This window comes from Exiguobacterium sp. GL_137 (assembly GCF_057834585.1).
Genome location: NZ_CM174406.1, coordinates 1,530,032 through 1,546,717, shown reverse-complemented (window position 1 = coordinate 1,546,717; position 16,686 = coordinate 1,530,032). Strand labels below are relative to the sequence as shown.

The 16,686-nt window shown below is 47.9% G+C and carries 25 protein-coding genes; 12 read left to right on the top strand and 13 right to left on the bottom strand.

The genetic code is table 11. From position 1 onward, the window contains the following. Positions 1–91 precede the first annotated feature (91 nt). From AC3IRK_RS08230 to AC3IRK_RS08215, 4 genes are all read left to right on the top strand, one after another. Positions 92–1,090 (top strand): NADP-dependent oxidoreductase, encoded by a 999-nt coding sequence (locus AC3IRK_RS08230; protein WP_489169821.1) that lies wholly within the window; start codon positions 92–94, stop codon positions 1,088–1,090. A 429-nt stretch (positions 1,091–1,519) separates the two neighbouring features. Next, a complete protein-coding gene (locus AC3IRK_RS08225; RefSeq protein ID WP_489169820.1) occupies positions 1,520–2,698 on the top strand; it encodes a hypothetical protein in 1,179 nt (392 codons plus the stop codon). Positions 2,699–2,817: 119 nt separating this feature from the next. Continuing rightward, complete coding sequence (locus AC3IRK_RS08220; protein WP_489169819.1) at positions 2,818–3,165, top strand: DUF2200 domain-containing protein; 348 nt, start codon at positions 2,818–2,820, stop codon at positions 3,163–3,165. 22 nt (positions 3,166–3,187) lie between these two features. Continuing rightward, positions 3,188–3,367 (top strand): hypothetical protein, encoded by a 180-nt coding sequence (locus tag AC3IRK_RS08215; RefSeq protein WP_489169818.1) that lies wholly within the window; start codon positions 3,188–3,190, stop codon positions 3,365–3,367. A gap of 47 nt (positions 3,368–3,414) precedes the next feature. Here the strand turns inward: AC3IRK_RS08215 and AC3IRK_RS08210 are convergent, their stop codons facing one another. Next, a complete protein-coding gene (locus AC3IRK_RS08210) occupies positions 3,415–4,041 on the bottom strand; it encodes a serine aminopeptidase domain-containing protein (RefSeq protein ID WP_489169817.1) in 627 nt (208 codons plus the stop codon). 182 nt (positions 4,042–4,223) lie between these two features. On the opposite strand from AC3IRK_RS08210, the gene AC3IRK_RS08205 reads away from it, so the two are divergent. Further along, positions 4,224–4,694, top strand: a complete 471-nt coding sequence (locus AC3IRK_RS08205) for a site-2 protease family protein (protein ID WP_489169816.1) — start codon at positions 4,224–4,226, stop codon at positions 4,692–4,694. Between the two features lie 14 nt (positions 4,695–4,708). After that, positions 4,709–4,909, top strand: coding sequence for a putative periplasmic lipoprotein (locus tag AC3IRK_RS08200; protein ID WP_131972690.1), 201 nt, complete (start codon positions 4,709–4,711; stop codon positions 4,907–4,909). A 71-nt stretch (positions 4,910–4,980) separates the two neighbouring features. On the opposite strand, the gene AC3IRK_RS08195 is transcribed toward AC3IRK_RS08200, so the two are convergent. The 3 genes from AC3IRK_RS08195 to AC3IRK_RS08185 are packed head-to-tail and all read right to left on the bottom strand — an operon-like array spanning position 4,981 to position 6,138. Continuing rightward, a complete protein-coding gene (locus tag AC3IRK_RS08195) occupies positions 4,981–5,184 on the bottom strand; it encodes a protein kinase family protein (protein ID WP_370528924.1) in 204 nt (67 codons plus the stop codon). Positions 5,185–5,188: 4 nt separating this feature from the next. Beyond that, a complete protein-coding gene (locus tag AC3IRK_RS08190; protein ID WP_489169815.1) occupies positions 5,189–5,698 on the bottom strand; it encodes a phosphotransferase in 510 nt (169 codons plus the stop codon). After that, on the bottom strand, positions 5,695–6,138 hold the full coding sequence (locus AC3IRK_RS08185) for an Lrp/AsnC family transcriptional regulator (RefSeq protein WP_489169814.1): 444 nt from the start codon (positions 6,136–6,138) through the stop codon (positions 5,695–5,697). The genes AC3IRK_RS08190 and AC3IRK_RS08185 overlap by 4 nt, the downstream gene beginning before the upstream one ends. A gap of 20 nt (positions 6,139–6,158) precedes the next feature. Here AC3IRK_RS08185 and AC3IRK_RS08180 point away from each other — a divergent pair, with 20 nt between their 5' ends. Then, positions 6,159–6,446: a DUF1272 domain-containing protein gene (locus tag AC3IRK_RS08180; RefSeq protein ID WP_489169813.1), complete on the top strand. Its 288-nt coding sequence runs from the start codon at positions 6,159–6,161 to the stop codon at positions 6,444–6,446. A 45-nt stretch (positions 6,447–6,491) separates the two neighbouring features. Here AC3IRK_RS08180 and AC3IRK_RS08175 read toward each other — a convergent pair whose 3' ends face one another. Then, a complete protein-coding gene (locus AC3IRK_RS08175; protein ID WP_489169812.1) occupies positions 6,492–6,959 on the bottom strand; it encodes a DUF4188 domain-containing protein in 468 nt (155 codons plus the stop codon). Continuing rightward, entirely contained in the window at positions 6,956–7,501 is a 546-nt protein-coding gene (locus AC3IRK_RS08170) for a PadR family transcriptional regulator (RefSeq protein WP_489169811.1), read from the bottom strand. The genes AC3IRK_RS08175 and AC3IRK_RS08170 overlap by 4 nt, the downstream gene beginning before the upstream one ends. 206 nt (positions 7,502–7,707) lie before the next feature. Between AC3IRK_RS08170 and AC3IRK_RS08165 the strand changes: the two genes are divergently transcribed. Continuing rightward, positions 7,708–8,793, top strand: coding sequence for a hypothetical protein (locus AC3IRK_RS08165; RefSeq protein WP_489169810.1), 1,086 nt, complete (start codon positions 7,708–7,710; stop codon positions 8,791–8,793). A gap of 53 nt (positions 8,794–8,846) precedes the next feature. Here the strand turns inward: AC3IRK_RS08165 and AC3IRK_RS08160 are convergent, their stop codons facing one another. After that, entirely contained in the window at positions 8,847–9,266 is a 420-nt protein-coding gene (locus AC3IRK_RS08160) for an SRPBCC domain-containing protein (RefSeq protein WP_489169809.1), read from the bottom strand. A gap of 163 nt (positions 9,267–9,429) precedes the next feature. Between AC3IRK_RS08160 and AC3IRK_RS08155 the strand changes: the two genes are divergently transcribed. The 3 genes from AC3IRK_RS08155 to AC3IRK_RS08145 all read left to right on the top strand — a co-directional run bounded on the left by AC3IRK_RS08155 (position 9,430) and on the right by AC3IRK_RS08145 (position 11,835). Then, a complete protein-coding gene (locus tag AC3IRK_RS08155; protein WP_131972698.1) occupies positions 9,430–10,047 on the top strand; it encodes an ArsR/SmtB family transcription factor in 618 nt (205 codons plus the stop codon). Beyond that, complete coding sequence (locus AC3IRK_RS08150) at positions 10,034–11,242, top strand: MFS transporter (RefSeq protein ID WP_188004349.1); 1,209 nt, start codon at positions 10,034–10,036, stop codon at positions 11,240–11,242. Before AC3IRK_RS08155 ends, AC3IRK_RS08150 begins: the two co-directional genes overlap by 14 nt. Before the next feature lie 140 nt (positions 11,243–11,382). Then, positions 11,383–11,835: a GNAT family N-acetyltransferase gene (locus AC3IRK_RS08145; RefSeq protein ID WP_489170727.1), complete on the top strand. Its 453-nt coding sequence runs from the start codon at positions 11,383–11,385 to the stop codon at positions 11,833–11,835. A 148-nt stretch (positions 11,836–11,983) separates the two neighbouring features. Here AC3IRK_RS08145 and AC3IRK_RS08140 read toward each other — a convergent pair whose 3' ends face one another. The 5 genes from AC3IRK_RS08140 to AC3IRK_RS08120 form a co-directional block, all read right to left on the bottom strand. Next, the gene (locus AC3IRK_RS08140; RefSeq protein ID WP_489169808.1) at positions 11,984–12,895 is read right to left on the bottom strand and encodes a methyl-accepting chemotaxis protein; all 912 of its coding nucleotides are present in this window, start codon (positions 12,893–12,895) and stop codon (positions 11,984–11,986) included. Positions 12,896–13,199: 304 nt separating this feature from the next. After that, the gene (locus AC3IRK_RS08135) at positions 13,200–13,676 is read right to left on the bottom strand and encodes a VOC family protein (RefSeq protein ID WP_489169807.1); all 477 of its coding nucleotides are present in this window, start codon (positions 13,674–13,676) and stop codon (positions 13,200–13,202) included. Then, positions 13,673–14,494, bottom strand: coding sequence for a hypothetical protein (locus tag AC3IRK_RS08130; RefSeq protein WP_489169806.1), 822 nt, complete (start codon positions 14,492–14,494; stop codon positions 13,673–13,675). The genes AC3IRK_RS08135 and AC3IRK_RS08130 overlap by 4 nt, the downstream gene beginning before the upstream one ends. A 19-nt stretch (positions 14,495–14,513) precedes the next feature. Further along, a complete protein-coding gene (locus tag AC3IRK_RS08125) occupies positions 14,514–14,693 on the bottom strand; it encodes a hypothetical protein (RefSeq protein ID WP_489169805.1) in 180 nt (59 codons plus the stop codon). A gap of 27 nt (positions 14,694–14,720) precedes the next feature. Continuing rightward, positions 14,721–14,909, bottom strand: coding sequence for a PspC domain-containing protein (locus AC3IRK_RS08120; protein WP_188004345.1), 189 nt, complete (start codon positions 14,907–14,909; stop codon positions 14,721–14,723). 136 nt (positions 14,910–15,045) lie between these two features. Here AC3IRK_RS08120 and AC3IRK_RS08115 point away from each other — a divergent pair, with 136 nt between their 5' ends. Further along, positions 15,046–15,261 (top strand): hypothetical protein, encoded by a 216-nt coding sequence (locus tag AC3IRK_RS08115; protein WP_188004344.1) that lies wholly within the window; start codon positions 15,046–15,048, stop codon positions 15,259–15,261. Between the two features lie 70 nt (positions 15,262–15,331). Here the strand turns inward: AC3IRK_RS08115 and AC3IRK_RS08110 are convergent, their stop codons facing one another. Beyond that, complete coding sequence (locus tag AC3IRK_RS08110) at positions 15,332–16,642, bottom strand: right-handed parallel beta-helix repeat-containing protein (RefSeq protein WP_489169804.1); 1,311 nt, start codon at positions 16,640–16,642, stop codon at positions 15,332–15,334. Between the last annotated feature and the right edge of the window lie 44 nt (positions 16,643–16,686).

The following is a 16,686-nucleotide window of genomic DNA, read 5'->3' as shown; positions in this document are numbered from 1 at the left end:
TATCATGTCCGAATGAATCACTCAAAGTGTTCTCCCGCTGGATCAACTGGTAGACTAAAAGCAGAAGAACCAGGAAATGGAGAGGATTTTCATGAAAGCGATGACGATTTCAAAATACGGCCAGGTACCGCTCGAACAAACCGAACAGCCCCGCCCGGACGTCCGGCCGCATGACGTTCTTGTGGAAATTCACGCAGCGAGCATCAATCCGGTTGATTTTAAGATTCGGGACGGTGACGTCAAGCTGTTGATTCCATATCAGTTCCCGCTGATTCTCGGCAATGACTTCGCCGGAGTCATTGTTGAGGTCGGTCATGCCGTAAAACAGTTTCAAGTCGGGGATGCCGTCTACGGCCGGGCCGAGAAAAACCGGATCGGGACCTTTGCCGAATACATCACAATCGATGAACAGATGGTTGCCCTAAAACCGGCTTCGCTCTCGTTCGAGGAAGCCGCGTCGATCCCGCTCGTCGGCTTGACTTCCTATCAGGCGCTGCATGATGTCCTGCAGGCGACACCGGGACAAAAGATTCTGATCCAGGCAGGTGCCGGCGGCGTCGGAACCTTTGCCATCCAACTTGCGAAAGCGATGGGCTTGTACGTCGCAACGACGGCGAGCCCCGCGGGACACGACCTCGTGGTGTCACTCGGGGCTGATGAAATCATCGATTACCGGACCGAAGCGTTTGACGAAGTCCTCCATGATTATGACGGCGTCTACGATACAATCGGCGGTGAGACACTCCGGCGCTCGTTTAAAATCGTCCGGCCGGGCGGACAAATCGTCTCGATTTCCGGTTTGCCGAACGGACGGTTCGGTAAGTCCTACCGGTCCGGTTTCCTGAAGACAAACCTGTTCCGTCTGCTGACTCTTCGCGAGACATGGCTCGAACGGAAACATCGTGTTACATACACGTTTTTGTTCATGCGACCGAGCGGACGCCAACTGGAACACATCTCAGAGTGGATTGAGACGGGACAAATCAAACCGGTCATCGATCGAATTTATCCGTTTGAAAAAGCACAGGCGGCACTCGAGTATTCCGAGTCTGGTCGTGCCAAAGGCAAGGTCATTTTAAAGATCAAGTAAGAGACTAAAACGGTCCAGCAATCACCCGACGATGGGGTGTTTGCTGGACCGCTTTTTATTGATGGCTTATTTTAAATTTATTCATCAACTTAAACAATAAATGATATAATATGTTAAAAATAGGATAATCGATTCTGGAGATGGGAAGGAAGAAATCAATGGACATACGTACCGGCACTCCGTAAAAGTATTATTTTTGGAAACGGTTTTTCCTGCTGTTCATTCCGCTGTTTTTGATCGGGATTCTACCTGAGCCGTTCATTACAGCAAATCCATTCAACAGTCTTGAAGATTATGGCGAATTCGCCTTCGTCTTTTTGTTGTATTTGATTGTGATGTCCGGAATTTCCGCTTTTTTGGTCTCGATGCGTTGGAGAAGAAAACAAAACCGTAGATGATGACCACTTCGTCTAAAAGGAGACACAGATCATGCACTGGAAAACAGCCCTTACGGCAGCTTTAATGGTGTCACTTGTCGTCACCGCAGGATGCACCGATTCTTATTCAGCCAAGCAACCGTCGAAAATCAAGGCAGACCCGCAGGTGGCTGAGCCGACCCCAAATCTTGAACCGGTCAGTTCCCCTTTGTCCGACTATGGAAAATATGTGCCGCTGAAGAAAAAGACGGACCAGATTTCGCTCGGAACACATCAGACATACAATCTGTCGTCGTTTTTTACCGGTCAAAACGTCCTGATCGCTCCGGACTATCTGTATGAGCAATCGATCTACTATACGCACGTTAAACAAACGAGTGATACAACCATTAACAGTTACATTTACCGCTACATCCAAGGGTCGAACGATAACCAAGTGCTGCATACGGTCAACCGGACGATCGGTATGATGACCGGAGTGTTGCATTACCTGTTTTGGGTCGAATACAATCAAACCAAGTCCGGACAAAAATGGGCGATTCGCTTGCTGGACTTGAAGACGGAAAAAATCAATACGCTTGATCAAGGCATCAGCCGTTATGACACGGCGATTCCTTATCTGGATGCGTCGTCCAAACGGGTATCCTGGATGACGCATGAAGCGACACCAACCCGAACGAAAACAATCCTCAAGTCGTTTGATATCGGTGAGGATGCAATCATCATTCATCAGGATTACATTTTGAAGGAAGGTAAAAAGCGGGACGGTCTGTATCCATTTGACTTCCGCCGGAGCGATGCCGGACTGATTTTGCATACAAGCACGTTTAAGAACAGTCATAAAACACCGACGCTCGAGACGTTTGATGGCACGTTCAAACGACGGATGAACGGGCTGATTGATTTTGAACACAATAAAAAGTATGTTGCAATCGGAGAAGAAGGCTCCGCTCTCTTTATGCCTAAGAAAGGACAACGAACGGGGTACCAGTTCAAACCGTCGGACAACCGCTTGACGGTTGACGCGTTCCGCTTTTTATCGGCTGACCGCGTCATTTTCCGGGAGAGCATATCAAAAATTTGGTACGCCGATCTTGCGCATGGGACCGTCGCTCCTTTAACGGATATGGCCGATACGACATCCAAGCCGATTTATGTAAACGGAAAATTGGCGTACGCTGTATCAGACGGAGCACAGATTGAATTCCATGTCATCGATTTAAAAAAATGATTGGTTAAGACCGTTCCTTTCATGCGAAAAGGACGGTCTTTGTTTTATCTGGAGGGGTCCATTTCGAGCGTTCGGTATGCTACACTTTTGGTAATAATTAGTCATGAGGAGGAAATACGATGACGAAACATCGCTTGTACACGACAGCGTTTTCGAGTGTCTATCCGCATTACGTGACAAAAGCGGAACGCAAGGGTCGGACGAAACAGGAAGTCGATACGATCATCTGCTGGCTGACCGGTTACTCGGAACAACAACTTGCAACGCTGACAGCAGATCAGACGACATTCGAAGCCTTTTTTGCGGATGCCCCACAGATGCAGGAACGTCGATTGTTAATCAAAGGTGTCGTCTGCGGCGTCCGTGTCGAAGACGTCGAGGATCCGTTGATGCGGGAAATCCGCTATCTCGACAAGTTGATTGATGAACTGGCAAAAGGAAAAGCGTTCGAGAAAATCTTACGGTAAGAATTGAAGGAGGAAAAATCGTATGCTGACTTCCATCGCGTCACTCTTCGCTCTCGTCACGATGTTAATGAGCGGTGTTTACGGTTATGTCTATTTTCAAAAAAAGCAAGAAAACATCCCGCTTTCTCCCCGCACGAAAGCGGCCTTTACCTCGTTGATCATCATCTTCGGTACGGCATCGCTTCAGATGACACGCTATTAAAAAACCGGGCATCTCAAGCAGGTGTCCGGTTCTTCTGTCTATTCTCGTTAAAAACGCTCATCCAACCAAAGCAAGGTGTCCGCTATCATCTGATCCGACACGGTATGGTTGATGAATGGATATTTGAAAAACGTCAAATTATTGTTCGTTCCAACAGACTTTTGGACATAGTGTTCTTGCGTTTCAATCGGAATGACCGCATCGCGTTGTCCATGTACGAATAATGTTCGTGTAGACTGTTCTTGCAGGACAGGATCATATGCAAGCAAGCGTCGTTCTTCTTCTACCGTTAAATCGTCTCTTTTGTCACGGCTTCGGAAAAGCTGTTCCGAAAAGAGGAAGGAGCCGGACCCGTTGATGTTAATCACCCCTGCGCTACCGTTGTGTTTAGCAGCAGCACCGCTTGCGATGAATCCTCCCATCGAGACACCAAGCCAAATAATGTCCTCTCTTGGAACGTTCAGCTGCTGAACGAGTGTGCTCGATTCCTCGATGCTTTGAAACACGACTTCCCAAAAGTGACGTTCGACTATTCCTTGATCAAAATACGCACCTAGCGCATTGCGGCAGTCATGCAGGTGGAGTTCCGGCACAATGACCGTAAATCCTTGTTCCGAGAGCATCCGTGCGAATTCTTCATATTTTGTCACGCTTGATCCCCAGCCGTGGTACAATCAAATGATTTTGCGGTAATCCTTACGCTGAGCTGGAAATATGCGAATTGGCAAAGTTGAATCAGTTAACAGGTTCATATAATAAGTCTCCTTTTTCAATCTCTAGATGAATAAATGACAATTATGTAAGTTGCTTTCAACATCCAATTTTTGTTATGTTTGTTAATGAGAGGAGGAAGAACATGGGTTTACTATGGTTCAATCTAATCATGTTTGCCTTTTACTTACCGAGTCTGATTCTGCACGAATACGGTCATGCGCTCGTCGGTCGTTTGATCGGTCTGAGGCTAAAATCAGTTTCCATCGGCAAAGGTGAACCATTCTTACGAATCGGTCATTTTTCCGTCGCCAAAAAGCAGATATGGGAAGGCTTATATCAACCATATCCTCCAACAGTCCCGCTTCGACGTGGACAAAGAGCTGCCTTGTTACTCGGCGGGATTTTCGCGAATTTTATAGCCGGATTGTTCGTCGCCGGATTAAGTCAGCTCTTTCCAAGTTCGGTCATGCATCTGTTGGCTCCACCATTTATACAGATATCCATCATTTTCATTTTATTTAATCTGATTCCGATCCGCTTGACTAGTGGCTTTCCAAGCGACGGACTGCAATTAAAACGGTTGTTCTTTAACAAAAACTCACGGACTGACTGACAGGAGATGATTTCATGTTAAAACCATTGCTGTTCGCAAGTAGTCTACTGCTCGTCGGATGTACTTCCGAGCAACCGAAAACCGTTCCGTGGGGTGAAAGTACACCCGCTCAAATGGAACGGCTAAAAGCCAATGACATTGAGTTTAAAGTTGAGGGCGACCAATTACTGATTCCGCAAGATCAGGTCGATCAAGCGACAAGGTGTTGTACTTAATAGAAAAAATAATCAAGATGGCTATTTCCTTTTAATATTCAGGAGATAGCCGTTTTTGCTTTCCAAATTGTTCAATAAAATTCATATAATCCGTCATCAAAATAGTGAAATGTTTCTTCTGATATTGGTGAATATCCATATCCGGAGTAGAAGGCATCGAGCATCTTGGCATTATACCGAAAAGACCGTGTCGCCAAGGCTTCATCGTAGCGTGGATCGCCGATTGTCATTCCGGATACATCAATAAACGCAACGATTGCGTGGTCTCGGACCAACAGATTATCCGTCGTACAATCCCCGTGTATCCACGTCGCCGGAACAGGTTCCGGCTGCTTGATGGATAATGTGTGAAGCAACTCGCGCGAACCATTTGTCCAGCCAGTCTTGTGAAGAATGGGTAGAAATAGTCTCGCTCGTATGAAACTGTCTGAGGAACCGTCCGAATGAACGGATCAATGCCAATCGTTGTAACTCGCAAGCACCCGCCAGTGCCGTTGTCAACGTCTCACCTGCTATGTAGGACATCAGTAAATAATCCTGTTGCTCGTCTTCCATATAATCAATATAAGTCGGGATAATGATATGTTTTGACTTGAACGTCTGCATCACTGTCGCTTCCTGCGCCAACCGCTCGCGGTATCGGGGTAAGCTTGCCTGTTTGAGGATATAGGTGCCGCCTAACGTTTTCACGTGGTAGACGATGGCTGTTCCCCCCTGCTCGGCAACGGGATAAATAGAATGGATCAAACCGACTTTTTGTTCGATTCGTTGTTTGATAGAAACGTTCATATCAAAATCCCATTTCCGACCGTAAACGCCTTAAACGCAACAGGTGACGACAAGCGGATCCAGGTCGACGGTTTGCCGTACTTCATCGAAGCATCGATAAACGTTTCCAGTGCCTCGACGGACGGCGTATACAATTTGACCATGAAGTTAAACGTTCCGGCGAGCCGGTGGCACTCGACGACATCCGGATGCTCCTTGCAAAACGCGATAAACGCGTCGCATCTTGTATCTTCGAACATCAAAATCGCCATAATGGTTTTCTCAAGCGCAACGGGATTAATGACGGCCCGATATCCTTCGATGACACCACGGTCCTCGAGTTTCTTAACGCGCTCGTTGACGGCCGGTGTCGACAGACCAACCGTTTTGCCGAGTTCCGTCCAGGACATTCGTCCGTCAGCTTGTAACGCATGGAGAATCGCATAATCAATTTCGTCCATTTTTCAACCCTCCTAATATTATGAAGACATATCTTAAAATTACCATTCATTTTCAGGTGAAGCTACTGAATTCCAAGGAAAATCGTCTGTCCGGTTCTTTTCTGCTTTCGTACAATAAAGACAGATCAAACATAAGTGAGGTGAACGACATGCAGGCAACAAACTGTACCCGCTGTGCGGAGACATTTGAAGAAGGTCAGGAAACGTATCATTGTTCGCACAACTGTACCTTTTGTAAAGAGTGTACCGAGACGATGAATTCGATTTGTCAAAATTGCGGGGAAACATTGGTCCGGGTCGAGCGATAAACATAAGCAAGGGAGCGGATCATTGGAGTCCGCTCCCTACTTTCGTTATTCACGTGTCGACACCGGCTTGCGTTCCGCGAGGCGGTCTTTCGCCTGTTCCTGATGCTTCTGAACCGGACGCTCTCCGACCGCTTTCGCCAGTCCCCGCGTCGGCAGATTGACATACATCGTCTCATAGTTGCTGATTTCAAACGTCTCATGGAAAATCCCGACGGCGTTACTCGCCCGCGACGACTGATTAAACTTTTTCCACGCGGTCAGGTGACGGTTACCGTGCGAATAGGCAATCAGAGCGTCGGAGGAACGCCAATACTGAATCAACGTAACCGACCGCCAACCGACGAGCATCTCATGCGACAATAAACCAACCTGTTGCTCATAACATTCCTCAATCATCGGTGTCATCGCCTGGACGGTCGGCCACCATTTCCGGACCGATCGCAGACGGTTGATCCGTAAGCCGATGATGAATACGACGATGTCTTCATTTGGTGTCGCGATCACGCGTTTCATGATGATGTTCCTCCTTCGAGTGTCTGAACGGACGCTTCACACCATTCCAGCAGTGATTGTGTCTTGCGTTTGCCGTAATCAAGCGTCAGCAGCCAATACATGGCGTCATCCGCTTCTTTGTAGGCCAAAATCGATTGTTCAATCATCTGGTATGTCTCCAATCGCTCCCGGAGCAGAGCAGCATGCTGGTCGATTTTTTGAATCGTCATCTCCTTTGATTCATGCCGGGCAAAATAGAGTTTCAGCAACAATTCGTTCCGCTGGACCGGAAGTTCGGTCGTCGGCTCCTCGACCCAGCGTCCGAGTTCCGCCTCGCCGTCCGGTGTCAGAACAAACGTCTTCCGGTCATCCCCCTCTCCGGTTTCTTCGACGATTAACCCTTCCTGCACCAACGTCTTCAACATCGGATAGACCTGCCCGAAGCTGATCTTCCAAAAGTGGTTGAGACTCGTATCAATCGTATGTTTCATTTCGTAGCCTGACGTACATCCGCTCGCCAGTAGCCCTAAAATCGCATACCGGGTCATGTTTTCTTTTGGCATAAGTCGCTCCTATATCTTTTAGATAGTATCTTTTAGATATATATATCCCCGGTCTTTCAGTTACTAAACGAACATTCAGAATATTCATGAAGGAAACATCAGCTTACATTCCTGTAAGCTTCCCTTCTTTTTTAGGGCAATGCACGTTTTTCCCTCTACACTGATAGAGTTTCATTTTCTTAAACCAGAATGGGAGTTTTGTGTGTATGTCTACTTTCATGAAATTGGGCTTATTCAGCCTTATCTTACTTATTTCCGGATGCGGTCAGCCGAAGACGGAATCAATTCAGCCGGTACCGGCACCAACAGAATTAATCCGCAGTGAGGACTTTTCGACACTTGGACCAAGTACGAGTTACGACTTAACAGATGTCTATCAACGTTACCCTTACCTGTCCGGTCCAAGCTATATCGATGAAGCAGCCGTGTACTTTTATGCCTCAAACGAAAAAGACAGTTCGATTTTCCGTTACTCGCTGACGGATCGGCACCTGGAGAAACTATATTCGACGAGCCAAACCATCTATAAGCTGGTTGGTGTCGGACGACAACTGTTCTGGATCCGTTATCAGGACAACGGGAAGGACAGCAACTGGACACTCGAAGTGATGGACTTAGCAACCGGTTCGCTTCAACAACTTGATCACGGAATAGAATCGTCTCGTTTTTACCCGGATCTCCAAGCCACGACGGCACATGTCTCTTGGATCAAACACATCAGTCAGAAAGATCAGACCCGGTCACTCGTCCAAAAATATGATGCGGCGACCGGATACGTCACGACACAAAAAACACTGACAGTGAAGGAAGCAGAAACCCGGAGTGGTGACTATGCCCAGTACTTACGGGACGGTGATGCGGGAATTCTTCTCGATCAAACAACATACAAAGCGGACGAAAAGACGACCGCCTATACGACACTTTCCGGAAAAGCCGTCAAAAAGACGACGATGCCGTTTGATTTCGCTTATGGACAGCATTATCTGGCGACGGGAGCGGAAGGTTCTTCGGGATTTCAAGCTCACGTGTCGAACCATATATCCTATCGTTACAAGACCTCCGAACCGTATTATCTGATTGACGGGTTTTGTTTTCTGACGCCGGATCATATCGTCTTCCGGGAAGAACGCAATCAACTTCTGTATACGGACCTGTCGAATGGAACCGTCGTCCCGTTGACGGACCAGGAAGGAGAATATTCAAAACCGGTCTTCACGAACGGGCGACTTGGTTACAGCGTCGTCCGGGATGATGGATCCGTGTCTTTCCGCATCATTCAAGTCAACAACTGAACATGAGAAAAACCCGTTCCAGATTGGACGGGCTTTTTGCTGTCTGCTCGTATTCAGTGTTGTTCCGCGTATGCTTTGAAGCGGTCGAGGATGGCCTGCCAACCGGCCTGCTGCATTTCCGGAGGATTCACCGACTCCGCTTCAAACGTTTCAACGACTTCCGTTTCCTCCCCGTTCGCTGTAAACCGTACCGTTACATGCCGTCCGTCGTCAATCGTGTACGCTAATTTTTCATAAAGAATCACCTCTAGGTAGACGCCGGAAAAATCAAAGCCGACACTTCCATCCTTTGCCGCCATGTGACTGGAAAAACGACCACCTGCTTGAACATCATTCGTCGCTTCTGTCGTATGCCAATCGTCCGAGGCGGCATTCCAGGCTTTGATATGTTCCGGTTCCGTCCAATACGTCCAGACTTCGGCGACAGGACGTTGGATTACAGTCTGGATTTGAATTTCTTGAGCTTGGTTCATGTGAATCACTCCTCTGTAAGTTCAGAATCTGTTCTTTGTTTAACGTTCTGCTTTAACTGAACAAATCCTTCTTTTAAGAAAATGGTTTATTTTGTCAATCATTCAGGTATACTAACTTCATAGTTAATAAAAGTTAACCGGTTAATAAAAAGGAGTGTTAGTCATGGAACAGCAGGCGATTTTGATTCTCGAACAGTATGAACAACTCAAAGTCATCAGTGATCCGATGCGGACAAAAATGCTGATGCATCTGATTGAACAGCCACATACCGGTCAGCAATTGGCTCAAAAACTTGACGTCTCCCGGGCAAAGATTTTGTATCATCTGCGGGAACTCGAAAAGTATCAGTTGATTCAACTCGTCGAGGAAGAAGTCCGAGGCGGAAATGTATTGAAGTTTTATCAGGCGGTCGCCCGCGGATTCATTCCGGCTGATCATCTCCTGAATCTTGTTGAGACGAAACAAGCGACACGCCAGTCTTATGTCGAGGTGCTTGACCGGGCGAAAACACGTATCTTGACGGCGCCTGACCGCTCGTTTGCCCCGCGTTCCTCTGACGTAGAGGACTGGGAAAGCTTGTCGTTCCAACAAGAACTCCGACTTTCACCTGAGCAATTCTTGATGTTTACGAAACAATACCGGGAACTGTTGCAGGACATCGAACAGGATCCTTCGACGGCTGAAGCGGACAAAAAATTATATTACGTAATGGCAACGGCGTTTGAGATTGATGCACCGTTATTTCAAGAGGATGAGGAGGGACGAGATGCAGGCGACTGAATCGGGACTTCATCAACCGCTGTTAAAGAACCGTTCGTTCCGAGCGCTGTGGCTCGCCAGTACCTGTTCCTTTCTCGCCCTATCAACCTACCTGTTTGCCGAGCAGTGGTATATCCTCCGTGTCTTGAAACTCGATGCGTATTTAGGTCTCGTCTTGATGCTGACGTTGTTGCCGCGGATTTTTTTAATGGTGTTCGGCGGTGTGATTGCCGATCGGTTCAAGAAATCGATCATCTTACGGTATTCCAGTCTGATACGGCTCACCTTTGTGTTGTTCCTGCTGTTCGTCTATCACCTTGAACTGTTGACGATTGTTCCACTCGCTGTATTTGCCTTTACGTTCGGTTGCATCGATGCTTTTTTTTCCCCGGCCAGTGCGTCCCTGTTGCCACTCCTCGTTTCAAAAGATGATCTGACACGGGCCAATTCAATTCTACAAACCTCCAATCAAATGGCATTGTTCTCCGGACCGTTGCTTGGCGGGTTACTGCTTACCTTCTCATCGTTCCACTTCTTATTTTTGACGATTGCACTGTTTCTTCTGCTCGCATCGCTCGGTACCTTGTTTATTCGTGAACATCCAGTAGACAATCCGACTCGTACCTCCGCTTGGCTTGAGCTCGTGCAAGGATTTCATTATGTGTTTGCCGACCAATACTTAAGACGGATCCTCTTCCTGCTGATTATCATCAATTTCTTCTTTTTTGGTCCGTTGCTGATGGGGATACCGTTACTAGTCGATCGGGTTTTAGGCGGTCAAGCCCTTGATCTCAGTTATCTTCAAGGTGCGTATCAGCTCGGCATGTTGCTCGGGGCAGCTTGGATCGGCTTCAACCACTCGATCAACCAGTCGTTTCGCCTGTTGCTGTCGTTGATTGGTCTGCTTGGAGTCGGTCTTGGGTTACTCGGACAAATCGGACACGTTTGGCAAGGCGTTCTGCTGCTGCTGACAATGGGAGGCATCTCCTCCATCATCAATGTCCTGATTTTGACGACGATTCAAACGACGACACGACCACAAATGATGGGACGGGTCATGAGCCTTGTCAATGCCGCGTCCAACGGTCTGGTTCCATTGTCTTACGCTGCCCTGTCCCTCTCATTGTCGTTTGAGGTCCGTCTCGAACAGATTCTTTTATTTTGCGGCTACGGTATCGTTTTTGTGGTGTGTGCTGCCTTTGTTCGGATCAGATGAACGCATCAAAAAAAAGCCATATCCCGTTTCAGGGGATATGACTTTAACTTGTAGAAATGAAAAAACAGGAGTGCAGAATCTTGACCCATTGAAGAACGAGTGCATCAAAACTAACTGTGAGGAGTGTGGCATCTATGGAGATAAACATCCGTCAACTGTCAGCTCATGAGAATCCGCCGATGGAGCTTTTGCTATTAGCGGACCCGTCTCAGAAAATAGTCGAAGAGTATTTGCAAAGAAGCCGTTGTTTCGTTGCTGAAACAAGAGATCAGCTGGTCGGGGTGCATGTGCTTCTACCCACGAGACCGCAAACGATCGAAATCGTAAATATTGCAGTAGACGAGAAGTATCAAGGAAGCGGCATCGGAAAATATCTCTTACAACATGCCATCGAAACCGCGCAAGCGATGGGATACGGAACCATCGAAATCGGGACAGGAAATTCAAGCATTGGCCAGTTGGCACTTTATCAAAAATGTGGATTTCGGATTGTTGGAGTCGACCTGAACTTCTTCTTGCGGCACTACGAAGGGGACATTATTGAAAACGGTATCCGGTGCACCGATATGATTCGGTTATCTCAGGACATATAAGAGTCATCCTCTAAAACAACTTGACGGATCAAAGTATGTTTCAGGAAAACGATTCAAAATGACAAAAAAGCGGTCCTTCTCGAAAAAGAGAAAAACCACTTCGTCTTCAGTCTCAAGTCATGTCGGAACTTAGGTTGTGACTTCCCATTTAAATGACTGTCGTGAATTTCTTTGCCGTTTCATTCAGTTCATGGGCCGACTCACTGACGGTCTCAAACCGTTGCAACGTCTCTTCCATGACGGAAACACTCGACGAGGCATCAGCGTTTGCCCGCGTGATGCCCTGTTGAATCCGCTCCAGCTCCTTGTTCATCTGTTCCGTCGTATTTCGGACGTTGACGACAGCCAGTTCAACAAGCTTCGAGAGATTACGGACTTCCGTCGCAACGACGTTAAAGCCGCTTCCATGCTCACCGGCGCGTGCTGCTTCAATCGAGGCGTTCAACGACAGTAAGTTCGTCTGCGCCGCAATCTCTTTGATCGTCCCGGTAATCTTTGTGATCTCGGAAGACTGTTCCTGCAGATTCGCGAGTGTCCGTAAATTTTCTTTGGCATCGTCCGCCATCTTCTCGATCGTTTGTTTCAGTTGACGGCTCTCCTGTTTGCCTTGCATGGAACGGTCATCAAGATCCATTGCGATGCCGGCAAAGGACGTCGCATACTCTTGGATGTTTTCTTGCCGGTCCGTGACATCAGAAGCTATCTTGACGACGCCGACGACTTGGTTTGCTTCATAAATCGGCATATAAGTTGCTTCAAGCCATATCGAGTCGCCGCGGGCGTCAATCCGTTCGATTTTATCAGCCGAGCTGAAACCGGCCAGTAGTTTGTTCCATAATTTTTGATATGCCTCACTGTTCACAAAGTCCGCTCGGCAAAACAGATGGTGGTGCATACCAATCATCTCGTCGCGTTTGTACTTCATGGTCTTGGCAAACAAGTCGTTGACATCAACGACCCGGCGTTGCGTATCAAAACGGATCATCGCAACATTCGTGTTTAAGGCTTCAAGGACATCTGTAGAGGCAAGTGTTTGATTGTTAGATAGCGGTGTCGTCACGTGGTTAATCTCCTTCGGGTCGAATAGTACTTTGATTTTTAGAAAATGAGTAGAAAGATATTTTTTATCGAAACATTTTTTAGTGTGCTGTTATCATAACAAGCCATGATTGACGTGCACATCATTCTGCTCATACGTCTCAAAACATTGACCCATCGCTCAAAACAGGTCTTTTTTGGGAATATCTTCTCCCTTCTTTACAACTTAATACCAATCAACAACATCTTTCTGCTGGAAGTGATTCTTGAAGATCCAATACACAAAAAAGCCCTCTCCGATTCACGAAGAATCGAGGAGGACTTGCTTATTTCAGAGTGAAACCACGGTCATTTAAAAGAGTCTCCCATTCACTTAAGTACATATACTCCTGCGCCCCGAGCGGATTTTCGAGCTTTGTAATGAACTCGAGACTGTTGCCGTCCGGATCATTAAAATGGATCTTCGCATGGGCATGCTGGGCGATCGGCATGACGAACGGTTCCGTCCCTTCAAAACCAAATGCCTTGCGTGGCGTATAACCACGTTCCGTCAGCCAACGGACCGAATCTCGTAAGCCGTCGAGCGAGACTTGAAAGGCGATATGCCGGATCGACGGATGATACGGCAGTTCGACTTGGTCCGCTTGCCAGAGACCGAGCCAACTCTGATCCTCGACAATCCAGAGAAATGCGATTTTCTGATCCACGATGTGATCGACCTTCAACCCAAGTCCCTCATAAAACTCGATGGATTGCTGTAAATCGCGGACCGGCAGATGTGCTTCGTACAGACCAAGAATCATTGCCGTTCACGTTCCTTAACGTGTCCGTTCAGCGCCTCGATGTAGCGGCTGGCAGAACGGGCGACGGCGGCTTTGGCATCCGTCACGACGATTTTATGGAACGCATCGTAGATTTGATTAAAGCGGACGTCTGTTAGGGCAGACGCCATCTCAGCGACGGTTGCCGCCGGTAACGGAATCAGGTTCGGATAACTGTACATGAAGCTGACCCATGCCCGGTCGGCAACGACACGGACTATATCTCCCGTCAGTAAAATCCCGCGTCCTTCGTCCCCCGTCGTCCATTCGAGCACGGTCGCCCCGTCAAAGTGACCGCCGATCCGGTGTAACACTACATCGTCAGCTAACTCCAAACGGTCACCGGACCAAAAGACAATCTGTTCACTTGGTCGCGTCACCCACTCTTGATCTGCTTCATGAATGTACAGTGGAATTTCAAACGTTTCCGCCCACTCGACCTGGGTCGCGTAATAGTGCGGATGCGACAAGGCCATCGCGTCGAGTTGACCCACTGCATCGATGACCGCCTGATCGAGATAGGTGATGCAGTCCCAAAGAATCCGTTTGGTTCCCGCGACGAGATAAGCCGTCTGCCCGATCCCGAACTTCGGTGTCGTGACGAGACTCGAAAGTCCCGGTTGTTCCTCCGTCACGGTCGTCTGATATGTATCGGACGAAATCATATCCGGAAGTGTCGTCCACGATTGACCGTTTGGATTCACATATTGCCGCTCGTCCGTACAAATCGGACAGATGTCGTCCTGTGTTACGTTCTCATCCATCTGGACCCCGCACGTCGTACAAATTAAGTAAGTCATGCCTATTTCCCCCTGCTGTTTAAGATCTTTTGACGCGTAACCAAATGATGTTAATCAGGGCAAAAATCAAAGCACCGGCCACGAATCCGAGTAGGACACTGACATCAAAGGTCCCCTTCGCTTCGTAAACAATCAGTAAACCGACGATCGCACCAATCAAAATGCCTAACACACGAAGTGCAATCATTCCGTTCGTCATCGTCATGCCCCCTTTTGTTCATTTGTTTTACAACGTTCTTGGTGCATCCGCCATCGCGTTAGCGAGAATCATGTAAATGATTAAATTAATCGGAAGCGGAATGACAAGGAAAATCAGACGGACGGCCAATGACGAAATACCGAAGTGTTCCGCGAGTCCGCCGCATACCCCCTGGATCGAGCGGTCTGTTGCTGATCTGCGTAGTGATTGTGCCAATCGTCTCCCCTTCTTTCTTTAATTTCATTTTGGGTGATCCATCCATATGTTACAATAATTAGTATAGCGTAATGGAGTTCAATTTTGCAGGGGACAGCCCCTTTGATTCGGAATCTGACAGAAAGGACGTGAGACATTGGATATTTTTTATTTGATTCAGGAACGGGCGTTACCGTTCTCGATTTTGGCTTTACTGATGATGGCGAGTGCCGTCGTCGTGTATGTTGTTTGGAAAAAACAGGTCAGCTTGCCGTTGCCGTTGCGTATTTTTACGACCGTCATCTGCCTGACCTGTATCATCGGTTCAGCCTGTTTAATGCTTTTCACACTGTTCGTCGGCTACAACGCTTAAAAAAATACGAGTCCGGTAAACAAACAGACGTCACCTTCCCTCAAGGAGAAGAATGACGTCTGTTTTTCATTCATCGTATGACTGCCCGCTCAAAAGCGGTTTGAGTACGGTATTCTTGATCCTGCCAAATCCAACGCCTCGCTGTTCCTTTAGCCAAGCGATAGGTGTTCTGTTCGAATTGATTCCCGGAGCTCGTCTTAAAGAAGTGGGCGACAAACAGATTGTCTTGCCCCGTCGTAAATGTATTGTGGTCGATCCGGTTATTACGGACATCGTGCTGGATCAGCAGCTGTCCCCCTTCGAGCCCTTTCGTATCATTGCCGGAGACCTGATTCCCTGTAATCCGGACCTGTTTCGTTCCACCTCGTTTTTTATCGTATCCGCCGATTGAAACACCGGTAAACCGGTTTTGTTGGACAAGATTTCCACGGACCGTAATGTCTTCCGCATACTTCTTTGCATGTTCACTTGTTACTTCAATCCCGATATCATTCCGCTCGACGGTATTGTTTTCAATCGTCAGCTGTTTGCCGCCGTCGACGTAAATACCGGCTGCATTGTACTCCTTGCCATAGACCGGATTTCCGTAACTTGAACTGTCGGAAACGTGATTCCCGGCAATCGTCCCGCTCCGTGCATAATCTTCTGCCGGATTCGTTGCGACCCCTTCATATCCAATTAAGTCGATGCCGATGTTATCGTTCCGTCGAACAGTGTTGTCCGTGACGGAAAAACCGTTGATGTTACCATTCAGCACCAAGGCTTCGCTGGCCCCGAGCCGGTTATCTTCGACCCGGTTACCCTGGACAGTGATCTGCTTCAAACGACCGGTTCCATAGATTGCAATCCCGTGGGCGTTGCCGTCTTTCGCATGGGTTTGAATTCGCCGGACCTGGTTGTCGATCAATTGAATGTTCCGTCCGGTTCCTGTAACAAAAATTCCGATCGGTGTCTCATCGGTTCGTTTCGTCGCAATGTCGGCGACAATCAGTCCTTGAATCGTCACGTACTGTCGATTTTCGATCCGGACGAGTGCCGTGTCCCCGTCTTTCTGCTTCAGCGTTTTCCCGCTTAAGACTACTTTCTCCTTTTGATAGTTCCGGAAGACGATCGGTGCTTGTTTCGTCCCGCTGTACTTGACGGTTAACGCTTCCGGATATGTTCCTTTACGCAGATAGACCGTTGTCCCGGCTTTCGCGAGCTGACTGGCTCGTTTCAGCGTTTTCAGCGGTTGCTTAAGCGAACCGGAATTCGTATCCTTGCCGGTCGGAGCGACATACAGAATGTGTTTAGCTGCTGTCGACTCCGCCGGTTCTTGATTCCAAGTCGTCGAACAGCCAAACAGTCCGAGCGACAGCAAGAGAATAAAACGTTTTTTCATGTAACCCTTCCTTCCTATGACACCTAATCCGATTGTAAATATCA

Bases quoted from the DNA above. Each gene is read 5' to 3' on its own strand.
- AC3IRK_RS08230 (WP_489169821.1), top strand. From the start codon at position 92: ATGAAAGCGATGACGATTTCAAAATACGGCCAGGTACCGCTCGAACAA.
- AC3IRK_RS08225 (WP_489169820.1), top strand. From the start codon at position 1,520: ATGCACTGGAAAACAGCCCTTACGGCAGCTTTAATGGTGTCACTTGTC.
- AC3IRK_RS08220 (WP_489169819.1), top strand. From the start codon at position 2,818: ATGACGAAACATCGCTTGTACACGACAGCGTTTTCGAGTGTCTATCCG.
- AC3IRK_RS08215 (WP_489169818.1), top strand. From the start codon at position 3,188: ATGCTGACTTCCATCGCGTCACTCTTCGCTCTCGTCACGATGTTAATG.
- AC3IRK_RS08205 (WP_489169816.1), top strand. From the start codon at position 4,224: ATGGGTTTACTATGGTTCAATCTAATCATGTTTGCCTTTTACTTACCG.
- AC3IRK_RS08200 (WP_131972690.1), top strand. From the start codon at position 4,709: ATGTTAAAACCATTGCTGTTCGCAAGTAGTCTACTGCTCGTCGGATGT.
- AC3IRK_RS08190 (WP_489169815.1), bottom strand. From the start codon at position 5,698: ATGAACGTTTCTATCAAACAACGAATCGAACAAAAAGTCGGTTTGATC.
- AC3IRK_RS08185 (WP_489169814.1), bottom strand. From the start codon at position 6,138: ATGGACGAAATTGATTATGCGATTCTCCATGCGTTACAAGCTGACGGA.
- AC3IRK_RS08180 (WP_489169813.1), top strand. From the start codon at position 6,159: ATGAAGACATATCTTAAAATTACCATTCATTTTCAGGTGAAGCTACTG.
- AC3IRK_RS08175 (WP_489169812.1), bottom strand. From the start codon at position 6,959: ATGAAACGCGTGATCGCGACACCAAATGAAGACATCGTCGTATTCATC.
- AC3IRK_RS08170 (WP_489169811.1), bottom strand. From the start codon at position 7,501: ATGCCAAAAGAAAACATGACCCGGTATGCGATTTTAGGGCTACTGGCG.
- AC3IRK_RS08165 (WP_489169810.1), top strand. From the start codon at position 7,708: ATGTCTACTTTCATGAAATTGGGCTTATTCAGCCTTATCTTACTTATT.
- AC3IRK_RS08160 (WP_489169809.1), bottom strand. From the start codon at position 9,266: ATGAACCAAGCTCAAGAAATTCAAATCCAGACTGTAATCCAACGTCCT.
- AC3IRK_RS08155 (WP_131972698.1), top strand. From the start codon at position 9,430: ATGGAACAGCAGGCGATTTTGATTCTCGAACAGTATGAACAACTCAAA.
- AC3IRK_RS08150 (WP_188004349.1), top strand. From the start codon at position 10,034: ATGCAGGCGACTGAATCGGGACTTCATCAACCGCTGTTAAAGAACCGT.
- AC3IRK_RS08135 (WP_489169807.1), bottom strand. From the start codon at position 13,676: ATGATTCTTGGTCTGTACGAAGCACATCTGCCGGTCCGCGATTTACAG.
- AC3IRK_RS08130 (WP_489169806.1), bottom strand. From the start codon at position 14,494: ATGACTTACTTAATTTGTACGACGTGCGGGGTCCAGATGGATGAGAAC.
- AC3IRK_RS08125 (WP_489169805.1), bottom strand. From the start codon at position 14,693: ATGACGAACGGAATGATTGCACTTCGTGTGTTAGGCATTTTGATTGGT.
- AC3IRK_RS08110 (WP_489169804.1), bottom strand. From the start codon at position 16,642: ATGAAAAAACGTTTTATTCTCTTGCTGTCGCTCGGACTGTTTGGCTGT.